14 protein-coding genes are annotated in these 13199 nt (G+C 33.0%); 6 read left to right on the top strand and 8 right to left on the bottom strand.

What is annotated here, in order from left to right; translation table 11 throughout:
- The first annotated feature begins 14 nt into the window (after window positions 1–14).
- Together HUE87_RS06410 and HUE87_RS06405 are read left to right on the top strand one after the other, a co-directional pair.
- A complete protein-coding gene (locus HUE87_RS06410) occupies window positions 15–224 on the top strand; it encodes a hypothetical protein (protein WP_194365391.1) in 210 nt (69 codons plus the stop codon).
- Between the two features lie 109 nt (window positions 225–333).
- On the top strand, window positions 334–1569 hold the full coding sequence (locus HUE87_RS06405; RefSeq protein ID WP_194365390.1) for a DEAD/DEAH box helicase: 1236 nt from the start codon (window positions 334–336) through the stop codon (window positions 1567–1569).
- Here the strand turns inward: HUE87_RS06405 and HUE87_RS06400 are convergent.
- The 5 genes from HUE87_RS06400 to HUE87_RS06380 form a co-directional block, all read right to left on the bottom strand.
- Entirely contained in the window at window positions 1556–2161 is a 606-nt protein-coding gene (locus HUE87_RS06400) for a hypothetical protein (protein ID WP_229855068.1), read from the bottom strand. The genes HUE87_RS06405 and HUE87_RS06400 overlap by 14 nt on opposite strands.
- Before the next feature lie 16 nt (window positions 2162–2177).
- On the bottom strand, window positions 2178–3614 hold the full coding sequence (locus HUE87_RS06395; RefSeq protein ID WP_194365389.1) for a DUF1302 family protein: 1437 nt from the start codon (window positions 3612–3614) through the stop codon (window positions 2178–2180).
- Between the two features lie 3 nt (window positions 3615–3617).
- Window positions 3618–4400, bottom strand: a complete 783-nt coding sequence (locus tag HUE87_RS06390; protein ID WP_194365388.1) for an outer membrane lipoprotein-sorting protein — start codon at window positions 4398–4400, stop codon at window positions 3618–3620.
- A complete protein-coding gene (locus tag HUE87_RS06385; RefSeq protein ID WP_194365387.1) occupies window positions 4397–6784 on the bottom strand; it encodes an efflux RND transporter permease subunit in 2388 nt (795 codons plus the stop codon). The genes HUE87_RS06390 and HUE87_RS06385 overlap by 4 nt, the downstream gene beginning before the upstream one ends.
- A 119-nt stretch (window positions 6785–6903) precedes the next feature.
- Window positions 6904–7194, bottom strand: a complete 291-nt coding sequence (locus tag HUE87_RS06380; protein WP_194365386.1) for a hypothetical protein — start codon at window positions 7192–7194, stop codon at window positions 6904–6906.
- A 61-nt stretch (window positions 7195–7255) separates the two neighbouring features.
- On the opposite strand from HUE87_RS06380, the gene HUE87_RS06375 reads away from it, so the two are divergent.
- Window positions 7256–7987 (top strand): competence/damage-inducible protein A, encoded by a 732-nt coding sequence (locus HUE87_RS06375; protein WP_194365385.1) that lies wholly within the window; start codon window positions 7256–7258, stop codon window positions 7985–7987.
- 187 nt (window positions 7988–8174) lie between these two features.
- Window positions 8175–8777, top strand: a complete 603-nt coding sequence (locus HUE87_RS06370) for a DUF6166 domain-containing protein (RefSeq protein ID WP_194365384.1) — start codon at window positions 8175–8177, stop codon at window positions 8775–8777.
- An 11-nt stretch (window positions 8778–8788) separates the two neighbouring features.
- Here HUE87_RS06370 and HUE87_RS06365 read toward each other — a convergent pair whose 3' ends face one another.
- Window positions 8789–9256, bottom strand: a complete 468-nt coding sequence (locus tag HUE87_RS06365; protein ID WP_194365383.1) for an ankyrin repeat domain-containing protein — start codon at window positions 9254–9256, stop codon at window positions 8789–8791.
- A gap of 75 nt (window positions 9257–9331) precedes the next feature.
- On the opposite strand from HUE87_RS06365, the gene HUE87_RS06360 reads away from it, so the two are divergent.
- Both HUE87_RS06360 and HUE87_RS06355 read left to right on the top strand, forming a co-directional pair.
- Complete coding sequence (locus HUE87_RS06360) at window positions 9332–10531, top strand: tetrahydrodipicolinate N-succinyltransferase N-terminal domain-containing protein (protein WP_194365382.1); 1200 nt, start codon at window positions 9332–9334, stop codon at window positions 10529–10531.
- A gap of 110 nt (window positions 10532–10641) precedes the next feature.
- Window positions 10642–10947, top strand: a complete 306-nt coding sequence (locus HUE87_RS06355) for a flagellar basal body rod C-terminal domain-containing protein (protein WP_194365381.1) — start codon at window positions 10642–10644, stop codon at window positions 10945–10947.
- Between the two features lie 3 nt (window positions 10948–10950).
- Here the strand turns inward: HUE87_RS06355 and HUE87_RS06350 are convergent, their stop codons facing one another.
- On the bottom strand, window positions 10951–12354 hold the full coding sequence (locus tag HUE87_RS06350) for an SH3 domain-containing protein (RefSeq protein WP_194365380.1): 1404 nt from the start codon (window positions 12352–12354) through the stop codon (window positions 10951–10953).
- A gap of 12 nt (window positions 12355–12366) precedes the next feature.
- Window positions 12367–13026: a LexA family transcriptional regulator gene (locus HUE87_RS06345; protein ID WP_194365379.1), complete on the bottom strand. Its 660-nt coding sequence runs from the start codon at window positions 13024–13026 to the stop codon at window positions 12367–12369.
- Window positions 13027–13199: the final 173 nt, after the last annotated feature.

Genomic DNA, 13199 nt, shown 5'->3' with positions numbered 1-13199 from the left:
GAAAAGGACTGATTATGGATGCTACAACAAAGGGTGTGGAAGCACTTAAAAATGAGATAAGAATTGAAGTTAAAGCTATCTTTAAAATGAATATGAAGTTTGAGGACTGGAGCGTTCCTGAGGTTGATAACAAAAAAGCAGCAGGACAGATACTTGATGTAATGCAAAAAGCACTTGATGAACTAAAAGATGAAGTTGAATCCGGCAAATATGATAATTATTAGAAATAATACTCGTTTAATATTCTACATGTAGAGTCGAATCTGTATCTATATAAACCTCCTATAAAGGCAAAACACTCTAAAATACGTTTATATTATAAGAGGAAGTAAAATGCCATTTTCCAAACTTGGACTCTCTGCACAAATTCAAAATGCACTTAAAAAAAGTGGATTTAAAGAGCCGACACCTATTCAAGAAAGAGTTATTCCTCTTGTTCTTCAACACAATGATGTAATGGCAATGGCACAAACCGGAAGCGGTAAGAGTGCTAGTTTTGTACTCCCTATTTTAGAACTGTGGTCTAAAAATGTTGGCGAAGGAAAGCCTAAGATAAAAGCTTTGGTACTGACGCCAACTCGTGAACTTACTCTTCAGGTTGCGGATGCTTTTTCGACATTCGGTGCTTCACTAAAGAGAAAGCCCATAGTTGTTAGTGTTATCGGCGGTGAAAGTCTTGGCGATCAAATCTATGCTATTCAGCAAGGGTGTGACATTTTGGTTGCAACATCGGGAAGACTTCTTGATGTACTTTCAAAAAAGCAAATGAACCTTTCTCATCTTGACTTCTTTGTTCTTGATGAGGCAGATAAAATGCTTAACCTTGGTTTTGCAGAGGAGCTTGAAGCTGTTCTTGAAGCTATTCCGATCAAACGCCAAAACCTGCTCTTCTCGGCAACCTACCCTCAAAAAATTCTAGATATTGCTTCTAAAATTACTCAAAACCCTATTCAAGTCACTATTGAACAAGAAGTACCAACAGTAGATAGCGTTACTCAGAGGGTAATAGAGGTAAATCGTGAAAACCGCGGTCCACTGCTAAGACACCTGCTCGACAGTGAGAAGTGGGAACAGGTACTTGTGTTTATGGCAAACAAAAGAGCTACTGACAATATAGCAGATAAGTTTATTAAGTACGGATACAAGGCAGAGTCATTTCATGGGGATCTTCTTCAAGATGAGCGTAACCTGACACTCAGTGATTTTAAGGCTAAAAAAATACGAATTTTGTTTTCTACAGATATTGCTGCTAGAGGGTTAGATATTGACGATATCACATGTGTAGTTAACTTTGACCTTCCTCGATCTCCTACAGACTACATTCACCGCATAGGTCGTACAGCAAGAGCTGGTAAATCTGGTGTGGCTGTCTCTTTTATATCACATGAGGACAAAGAGCATTTTGGCGTTATAGAGAAGAAGTGTAAGGTAAAATTGACTCCGGAGCAGATAGCAGGGTTTGAACTAAAAGGCGAAGCTCCCAAAAAAGTTAAAGGTCCTGCTCCGGTTAAAGGAAAAGGGAAAAGTAAAAAAGATAAGGCTAGAGAAAAAGCCCTTAAAGAGGCTTAGTCTCTTCTAGGTCTTTAAAGTCTGACCTTCTTTTTTTAAGTTCATCTTTGTACGTTAAATAATCTCCATAATCAAAAAAATTATCATATCTATTATGTCTATCTTTAAGCGGTTTTGAGTGTTTTATGGGACACCAAAATTGCTCAGTTCTTGCTGCTATTTCTCTTACGTAAGCTGTTACACCGTTAAAATATTCACAGTATAAACAGTTGATTTTTTCAACTCTGTCTAGGTAAAAAAGATTATACCTATCAATAATTACATAATCTTTTCTTTTTACTTTGGGGATTTTATATATAGGAAAACATATGGCTTGAAATACCGTTACCATTATGTCTGCCAATATCACAGGTATAATCATAGCCCAAATAAACGGAATAGTTAAAATAACAGTAACAGGAAATGATGATAAATATTTTATAGAACTAGTTATTCTTGATTTCCCCTCTTTTATAACTCTCTCTTCAAACTTTACTTTCTCATTTTCTATTTTAAAGTAAAATTTTTCACTTTTCTTTTTGAACTCTGTTATCAGCTCGTCTTCTAATTTTTTTATTTTTGCTGTTAACTCATCAATTTTATTATCAATCATCTATTTTCCTTTAAAGTTAAAAACTGTACGTTATATCTGCAAATATTCTGTCGTTTTCTTTGTTTGCTTCCATAAATGGTCTATCTCCACCAATATAATCTACAACACCTAGATTTGCACTTACAGCATCCATTATCTCATATTCAACCCAAATTCTGGTAAATCCACCGTTTTCCCAGTTTGAGCCAAACATACTCAGCAGAGCAGAAGTATTTAGAGTGTCATTTGAATACGATTTTGTAAATCTAAGGGCGGTCTGCATCTCATTCTTATCAACGTAATCTGATTGGTTTTTCATCTGGTTTTCATGGTTAAATATATGTCTGTTTACTACTTCAAAAGAGGCAACAGCGTCTTTAATTCCCATGTAGTCAAAACCAAATAAGACATCGAGACGGTTTTTTTCATCTGCAGTTGAGTTATACCCTACTCCGCTTAAAAATGCTATTTCACTTTTTAAAAGCCAGCTACCAGTCGCGATATTTATAGCAGTTCCAAGCATATTAATTTTGTTTACAACTCTAGTTATGCCGATTAGAGGAACGCTTCCCTGAACATTGTCAAAATTCCACTTTTGATCAAGTACATGTGCTGCGTAAAAAGACAAATCCCATCCTGAAAAAACGCCATTTGCCGCCATTGCATACTGCATGTTATTTAAAGAGTTGCTTGGTGTTTTTAACTCTAAAAATGGATTCGGTGCAGATGGAAATATTTCATCCACTGGAAAAAATTCACTTCTAGGGGGAGCTTCAATCATAATTCTATTCTCACCTATGGCAATAAAAGAGAAGTTCCATTTGCCAAAATAGTAATCAAGCTTTGCCATACCGACACTGAGTCTTAAGTCTTCTATATCAGTCATCCCTGGCAAGCGGTTGTCAAGCGGGTTTATAACATCTGTAACTCTCAGACTGTCAGATTTTCCCCATACAACTATTTGACGACCAATTTTTAAATCAATGTTTGAGTTTATTTTCCCCTGAACATAAGCATCGTCAATCCTGATTTGAGTTTTGTAATCATCTTTAATATCGCTACTGTAGTTGTTGTGTGAATATAAATCGTAGATTGCATCATAAAACATATTTGTGCTTATTCGCATTTTCCATTTCTCTGAAAGTTTAGAATCTAACTGAAGAGATAGCGAAGTTTGAGCTTGGTTTATACCTGAATACTCAATGCCGTCTACTTTATGTTTTTTATATCCTGCAGAGGTTTTAAAAGCCAAATTTCCACTCAAAGAAAAGATATTCTCTTCTTTGTTCTCTGTTGATGATTCTAGAGAAACTTCCTCTTCTCCAAAACCTGCCAAATCATCGGAAACCTCAACAGTTTTCTCTTGCACAGCCTCTACTTCAAATCCGCCCAAATCATCTTCAACGATATTTTGCGCATAGACATTGCTACATGTAAGAAAAAACAACACATAAAGAGAGACTTTGTTTATCATTCCTTATAGCCCTTTTTCTATAGTTCTTGTAACAAAAAACGACTCTTTTAAATCTTGATTGTATTTTATACTTGAAAATTCCAAGATAGTCTTATGGAGAGTTTTTTTACCTTTTTTTGTAACCATCTGTATTTTTGTTGTTGTCCAAATCCCATCAATTTTCTCTAGTCCGGTAAGCATCATATACTTCAATTTCTTTCCGGCTTTTATATAGTTGAGTGCCTGGACAATTACAAAGTTGTCTTGCCTTACAAATATAATAGACTTTGTGTAACCTGTTTCATCAATAGTTTTTTCACTCTTTGGGGTTACAAGAATCTGCCAAGTTTTATGTCCGCCAACAACACTCTCTTTCATTATTTTATAGGTGTAATCTTTTACATTTCTTTTAGTCATGTCTGAGTATGTAAAATCACTCCCCATAAAAGATGAACTTTTATCACTTGATGCTATTCTTTTGACTTTTTGAAGTTCTGGAAGATACAACCACTGGTCATCATCTTTACTACTGTCATCATAGTCATAAGTTAAAAAACCTGTATTTTTAACGTCTGCAGGAGCCATAAAAAACATTAGCTTTTGAGTATCAATACCTTTGTCCTTTGTATAGACCTTAAGTTGTCGAACTCTTTGTTTATCATTCTTGTCAATAAGAGTCATTTTCATCTCTGATGTAATGTTGTCACCATCATCTCTATCATGAACTTTTTGCGCTATCTCTTCGCCAGTTATAGCCATTAGTGAGCTAAGTGTTAAAACTGTAGTTAAAAGTGTTTTTAAAATCATTTTTCTTCCTTTGCCAGTAGTTTTAGTAATGCCGGAGCTAATATAATGTCAGAGAGTAATGCTATGGTAATTGCCCCACCAGTTAAAATACCAAAGTTAACTAAATTACTAAGCGAAGCAAACATATAAACATAAAATCCTAACGATAAAACTATTGTTGTAGCAACCATTGCACGACCAGTTCCAAGCATTGTTTCATCTACGGCTTTTTGTACACTCATTCCGTTATGATGATATTTTGCATAATTATGAAAAAAGTGAACTGTATCATCAACAGAAAGACCGATAATAATAGAACCTATAAGCATAGTAAACATATCCAGTGGCATGCCAACCATATTCATGAATCCTAAAGCCATAACAACAGGAAGAACATTTGGTATCATACTTACTAACCCAATTTTAAAGCTTCCAAGTAATAAAATCATCATAATTGTTATCAAAATAAATGCTGTCGCATAGCTAACAACCATAGTGTCCATGGCTGCAACCAATGTTCTTTGAAAAAGAGGAACCATACCAGTTATAGTTATCTCAACTTCATCTTTAAGTTCTTCTTTTATGAGCGTAGTTAATTCTTGAGATAAAGCTTCATATTCACTTGCTTCCATCCAAGGCAATTTGAATGTTAGTCTTGCTTTAGAAAATGAAGAGTCTACTAAATCTTCTAAATCATCGCTTCCGCTATTTTCAAAAAGTAAAAACTCTTGTGGGATTAAAGCATTATTGTCTGTAATAGCATAATACTCTTGGTTGTTTGCATGTAAAGCACGATGAATCTCTTTTAGAACTTCAGCAACACTCCAACCCTTTCCTACAAAATATTTATCGTTATTAATTGCTTCAGCTTTTTCTCTTACTATATCTATCTTTTTTAATAATTCCGAATTGTGAAGGCCATTCTCTTTTTTTGTATCAAGAATTACTTCCATTGTAACAGAACCTTTAAGCTCTCTATCTACAACTTCAGTAGCTATTCTGATTGGGGCATCTTCTTTTTGCCAACTTAGTGGGTCATGTTTTAACTCAAGTTGTGAAGCACTATACAAAAACACAACAAAAATTATAGCTGTTACAGCAACTATTTTTTTAGCATGGTAGATACTAAAATTTGCTATAGCTATTAGAAATTTATCCATTATGACAGAGTTGTTTTTATGCGTCTCTTTAGCTTTTTTTAGAGGTAAAGCAACAAGTATGGCAGGTAACAGAATAATTGTGTTTGATAAAGCTATCATAATACCAACAGCTCCAAATATACCCAAATCTGCTATAGGTGCAATCTCCGCTGAACTAAATGATAGTAGTCCGGCAGCAGTTGTTAAAGATGTCATAATTATTGGCAGTCCTGAGTGTCCTAAAGCAAAGATTATAGCTTCATTCTTTGACTCACTACTGTTGAAATGTTTAAAAAACATTACCAGAAGATGAACGGTAGCACCAATACTTACAGCTAATAAAAATGATGGCAATATCTGAGTAGGTACTGATATAGCTGTGCCGGTCATAGCCATAACTCCAACAGTACTCAACAAAGATATTAGAACTATAAATAGAGGAAGCAAAACACCGCTAATTCTTCGAAAAACTATAAATAGAAATATTGCTATTATTAGAAGAATTAGCTTAATAAACTTTTGCATATCAGACTGCATAGATTTTTTTGTATTGTCGTTTACCGCAAGTGAACCAGCTATAAAAACATCAAAATTATCTTTTGTGAATTTTTTAGCAATTTCACCAGCAGCTCTTACCATTTCACTTTTAGATTTATCAGATATAAATTCCTGATTCTCTTGTTTTATTTTACTTTCACTAAAACCATCAAGTGCATCTACATTAGACGAAGCTTCATAAGCATTAGGCTCTAGTATGATAGTAGCTAATGTAGCATCGCTATTTAAAAGAAGATTTTTATACATTACGCTAGTTGTTGCTAGCCTTTTTAATAAAGCCAACTCTTGTACATTTTGTGGCATGTTCTCAACTAAGTCTTCGACAATAAGCCTATCACCCTCACCTCTTGTATTTCTAGCATTAATAAGTGAATTTATATCAGTTAGGTGTGGTATGTTGTTTTCTAGTTCTACATGTAACTCTTTAAACCTCTCTAAAAACTTAATATCAAAAATATTTTTAGTTCTTACAACTACCATGATTCGTTCATCTTGACCAAACTGCTCTTTAAACGATTCATATTTAACTAAAGCCGGATCTTCATGGTGCAAGAATCCCTCAGTTGAAGTGTCAATAGTTATTTTTGGTAAGTTTGAAATCATTGCAAAACTTACAAGCAACATAAATAAAATTATTTTTTTAGGATGAAGAGTTATTTTTTTCCCAAGTTTTTCCATTAAAGCCTCAGTTTCAGTGCGCCAGTTCATAGTTCTCCTTGTAATTTTAGTGTTGAATTATATTGATTTTATGTGTAGTGAGTGTGTTGTTTTGTTAAGTATTTATATTTGCAAATGCCATATTAATAGCACTTGCGTTTTGATAACTATTAGTCTTCTTCTGAAAATCCAAAATCTTCTTCTTCGCTACCTTTTTGAGCTTCTAAAATGTCATTAATCAGCTCTTCACACTCTTCTTCTTCAATGTCTCCACTTTGTATATCTTCTAAAACGTCTTGCAGGTCAGCTTTAAATTCACGTAGCTCTTCTATTTCTTCTTTTGCATCCTCATTTGCCTCTTTGCTATCAGCAATTTCTGCGAAAATCTCATCTAATCTATCATCAAGATCAGGAATAACACTCTTTGTAATCAGCTCTTCTAATTTTTGTGCGTGTGACATATATCTTTTCCTTAAATAATTTACAATATAATACTTAAAAATTACAAACTAGTAGGTTAAAATGAACTTTTATGCACTAATAATTGGAACTGAAATTTTAAACGGACGAAGAGTTGATAAACATTTTGAATTCTTAAAAAATGAGCTTAATAAATACGGACATGAACTTTTTGCATCATTTATCATAAAGGATGATGAAGAGCTTATAAAAAACACATACAAACTGATAATGAATGATAAAAAATCTGTTATGTTCTCATTTGGAGGAATAGGTTCAACTCCGGATGATTTAACAAGAGCTATTGCGGCGGATGTGTTTACATCGAAGCCGCTTTATAGGCACAAACAGTTTGAGCAAGATATTATAAATAAATTTGCAAACGAAGCATATCCACATAGGATACACATGTCAGATTTACCTCAAAACTCAGATTTGTTGTTTAACCCGGTAAACAATATGTCGGGATTTTCCTTAGAAGATAGATATTTTTTTGTTCCAGGTTTCCCGCAAATGGCACACCCAATGATAAGTGCAGTTATCAGCAGGCTCTTTAATAAATCAGTTGAAAAATACAGACTAACTCTGCTTGCTCAAACTAGTGAGAATACTCTAATATCAATAATGAAACAGATTCCAGAAGATATAGAACTCTCGTCTTTGCCTATACTTAGTAAATCAAATATCTCAGTTGAAATATCACTATGTTCTACAAACAATCTACAAGTAGAAAAATATTTCAAGCTTTTTACAGACTTTCTATCTAGCTCTAAAATTAAATTCACCTTGATTTAATATTTTTTTTGCCGATTTCTTATGAATAAGTAAAAATCAAGGAAATTTATCATGTTAATTTGGTTATTGGTATTATTATTGCTTACACTCTCCATATATATTGTTTGTAAATTTGCTTTCTTTGAGAAAAAAGAGGAAGATGTAAAGATAAACAATCATTTTACATTTAAAATTTAAGAGGTAAAAAATGGCTATTGTTAGAAATAACTATGTTTTTAAAGGACATAAATCATTGCTTGGAAGTAAGTTTGTAACTTATGGAGAGTTGGAGCTTCCAGTAAGGTATGAGATTTTCTCTCAATCTAAAAATGGTTTTGACTGGGGACATACAGGACCAGCTGCAAGACAGTTAGGTTTTTCTATATTGTGTCAACTTAGCAATCAAGATTTTGCAAGAGAGCATGCACTAAAGTTTACTCACGATATTGTTAGAGAATTAACTAGAGATTGGATTCTAAGTGCTTCTGATGTATTAAACTGGATAAAGAAAAACACTCCTGAAATAGAAAATAAACCTGCAAACATAGCTGTTGCAGAAGTGAAAAAAACAACTAAGAGAACAAAACAAAAAGCAAATATAGTTAAAGATATTTGTAATGAGCTTAAAATTACTCAAAAAAATCTTGCACAAATTTTAGAAGTTCCAGAGGGAACTGTAAGCAGTTGGGCAGTTAAAAATGAAATCCCAAGATTAGGCAAAAAAGCAATTGAATTTTATATTCAAAGTCAAAAAAATCAGCATATAATAGACGGCTATAAAAGCTTCGCAAAACTATTACATGCTTCTTAGACTACAAAGAGCTATTTTCTAAGTAGCTCTAATATACTATTCTTTTTCATTTTTCTTGCAAAGTCAGTTACGCTCAATCCTTTTAAATCAACGGCATTTATGTCTGCGCCTTTTTCCATAAGAAGCTTTATAATTTCTGTTCTACCATAGCAAGCTGCTGCCATTAGAGGCGTAAAGCCACTTCTTCTTTGTGCTTTATTTACATCTATGCCACAAGATATTAAATATTTAACCATTTCAATATTGCCATAAGTTATAGCCACTTCGAAGATACTCACACCCTCTTCGTCAAAATCATAAATATCTGCACCATTCTCAATAAGAAGCATTATTAAGTCAATATCACAATGGTGCCTAAATGACATAGCTAGTACAGATTCCTCATGTTCATTAGCATCATTAACATCAGCACCATCTCTTAGATGTTTTTTTACACCTAAATAGTCATTATTTTTTAAAAATCGTATCCATTTATCCATAATGTAAGTATATATAAATATGTATTAGTAAAGTTTTAATATACTTGCACAAATAATTTATCAAAGAGAGAGTTTATGGAACTAATTCAAACAACGGATGCCTTTAAAGCATTAATAGAAAATATTAAATCATCAACTACTGGATATAAAGATCCTCTAGCATTTGGTATTTGTAGAGTAGATTTAGGTCAGCTGAATATTGGAAAATCTCTTCAAGCAACTTACCCTATAATTAACTGGAATGAAAACTTTGGAAGTGCGGCTATTTTCATTAGAGCTTTATCTGAGCAAGGTATTGAAGTTGATTTTAATGAAAGCGAGGTTGTTTGCGATATTAACGCTGACTTTTTAAGAAGCTGTTTAAATGCTTTTACCCCTTACTCTGATGAAGCTTATGGTGATGCTCATAAAAACATCCAAGTTATTTCTGCACTTTATAACCAAATAATGAATAGCGGCTCTTTAGAGGGTGAGTTTAAAGTTACATTTATCTTTGCTGATGAAGCGTTAAAGAGCGTTGAAGCTTCTTATTTAAAATTATATGCATTGTCACAAGCTAAAGTTGAACTTAGAAGCATTAACTTAAATGGTGCTTTTGGTGCACTTCCAAACGTTGCTTGGTCAAATGGTCAACCAATTGAACTTGACTACCTTCGTGAATTTGAGATTGAATTAAAATTATCAAATGAATACCCACATATTGACTTTGTAGATAAGTTCCCAAGATTTTTACAACACATTATTCCTGCAGACAACACTCGTATACTAGACACATCAAAAGTTAGATTTGGCGCGCAACTAGCAGCTGGTACAACTGTAATGCCCGGTGCTTCTTATGTTAACTTTAATGCTGGTACAACTGGTCCAGTTATGGTTGAAGGACGTATTTCTAGCTCTGCTATTGTTGGTGCTGGCAGTGATGTTGGTGGTGGTGCTTCTATACTAGGTGTTCTTAGTGGAACAGACGGGAATCCTGTTTCAATTGGTAAAAACACACTTTTAGGTGCAAACTCTACATGTGGAATACCTATGGGTGATGGTTGTATCTTAGATGCAGGTGTAGCAATGCTAGAAGGAACTAAAGTTAAAATAAGTTCTAAAGAGCTTCTTAAAATAAAAGAAGTAAATAATAACATTACTATAGATGGTGAAATCTTCAAAGGTAAAGATTTAGCAGGACTAAACGGTCTTCATTTTAGACAAAACTCTATGACTGGCGAATTAACTGCTTCACGCTCAACAAGAGAGATTAAACTCAACGCAGATCTCCACTAAATATTCTATTTTGCATGTAGATTTATTTTCTACATGTAGAACTACTTCCATCAAATAACCATTCTTTCAATTAATGTATAGTATAATTCCTGACACGCGAAGGAGTTAATATGAGTATATCAAGTAATATATCATCGATACAATCTCATCAAACTATGATGAACACAACTGCAAATAATGTAGCAAATGTTAATTCGGATGGTTTTGTTCCTAGCAGTACTAGAATGTCTAGTGCTGATGGTTCTGTTTTGGCAAATACTCGTAAAGCTGATAATAATGGGTCTAAGATTAGTCAGACTGATTTAGCCAAAGAGATTCCAGATCAGATTGTTGCGCAGAATGCAACTGCTGTGAATGTTACAGCAATAAAAACACAAGATGAGATGTTCGGTTCACTTTTAGATATTAAAGCATAATATCTAAAAGGCATCTTGTGTTAAGATGTTCATGGTTTTTAAATTTTTAAGTATTTCTGCTTCTTCGTCATAATTTTCTTGATTTTTGCCAAGTTTCAGAGTGCTAAAAATTGGTTTGCCTATTATTACTCTTCCCTCTATATTATCTTTTTTAGTTTTTATTCCCCATGTATTATGAAACACAATAACTTCATCATTATAAGTTCCAACATACAAAACTATATGACCTTTTTTATACAGAAGTGTCTCAAAAGCAATACCCTTCTCTTTAATAAGGTTAATCTTTTCATCATCACTCATCCCATTAAAAGCTATAACTTTGCCAATCTTACTTTGCTGATAAGAGTTCCTAGGTAACCATATACCAAATGGTGCGAACATGTCTCTAAGCATAGAAGAACAATCTCTCTGCTCATACATTCCACCCCAGCCATAATTTGTTTTAGAAACTTCGTTTATTATATTGTGTAAATTTTTTTTGTTTAAATTCATAACATCTTTGTGAGCTATATCTTTTGATATTTTTGATTTTATGTATAGTGGTTCAGAGTCTTTATATGAAGAGATTGTTAAAATTGTATATGTTTCATTATCTTGATCAACTAAGGCAAACATCATCCCTATTTTTGATTTAAAAAGAAATCTTCCATTAAGAGAGTATATTGGCACATCTTCCTTAACAATCTGAACTTGCTGAGCTTTTTGCCATATATCACTATACTTTTTATCTAATATAACTATTTCGGATGTTTTAACCCATCCTGATGCAAAGCTGGCGAAAATATACACCCACTCTCTGTCTCTGGAATAGTGTGAAATAAAAACAGGTTTACTTGCGTGAATAGTGCTGTTTTGAAGATAATCAAAAGGAAAACCCTCCCCTGCTTTTGCTGGGTCTTTTAATAGTGGTTTTATAGTTGGAAAAGCTCTTATATTAGTCTCTCTTAGAGTCATTGCATTTAAATTAACTGTTGCAAATGAGGTAAAATTTGAACTTTCTAGCATTTCATCAAAAAACTTTTGCTCTAATGGTTGAAAATTTTCTCCATAGCTTGTTCCAGCACAATATGATGCAAATGGCCATTTAATGGAGTTTAAATCTTCTTTAGGTGTGTTTATATTCCACATACTAAAGTAATACTCTTCATACTTTTTTTGAATTTCATAAAAAGGTACATTTTGAGATATGTTTTGTAAATATTTAGTCACATCCTGTGGTATATTAACTAAATCAGCTACATCTATGAGTTTTTTAGGAGTTATGTCTGCTATCTCTTCACAACTTAAATTATCATCAATTTTTACCAAAATCTTCTTAGGCTTAATTACTTTTGCTACTGCACTAATCTCTTTATTTGAGCAACCCACAAAGATAATGACAGATAAAACTATATAAATATATTTCAACACCATAATCTTTTAATCAACCTCACCAAATCTACTTACAACTCTCCCTATAACTTCAATTTCTCCAGGGTCAAGAGTTTGTGTGGAGTAGACTTCATTGTCAGATATTATATCTATTTTGCCATCTATTCTCCTGACTACTCTCTTTATAAACAGACCAGCTTCTGTTCTTATTGTGAAGATTCCGCCTCTTTGCAGGTCAGTTTTACTTCTGTTTATAAATACTATATCGCTGTAGCTAAAAGTAGGTTCCATAGAATCACCAGTTACATTTATTGCTTCTATATGTTTTAATTCTTTCTCTCCACCTAGCATCATTGCAAATGCATGTGGTATCTCTATCTCTTGTGCGTCTTCAATATCGCTATCTGCTCCACCACCAGCAGAAGCATTTATATCACTAAAATATTTAACCATAAAAAATTTGTTTGTTGCATCAATAAGACTCTCAGGAGATTGTCCATAAAGCATCCAGTTTATTGAAATAGATTTTGTTGCACAAAAATCAAGAAGCTCACCGAAAGGAATTTTATTTCTTTTTTTCATTGTTGCAAAATTCATCTGACTTACACCTAAAGTATCTGCTACATCTTTATCGAATATCTTCTTACCGCTAAACTCAGCAGATATAATACTTTTAATCTCTTCAACAATTTCTAAAAAACTTTTCATGCCATTCCCCTGTACTTTTTAACAATTATAATACTATTTTTCAATTTAGTCAAAGAAAATATGACAAAATGCAATATTTATTATTTTTATTTGAAAATATGTGTAGTATTTGAGAATAAATTAAAGGATTATAAATGGCGATTATAGTAAAAAATGCACAAAGTTTATTTGAG

This window comes from Candidatus Sulfurimonas marisnigri, assembly GCF_015265475.1.
Lineage (GTDB): Bacteria > Campylobacterota > Campylobacteria > Campylobacterales > Sulfurimonadaceae > Sulfurimonas > Sulfurimonas marisnigri.
The sequence above is the reverse complement of the archived record's forward strand: the minus strand, read 5'-3'. Positions and strand labels throughout refer to the sequence as shown.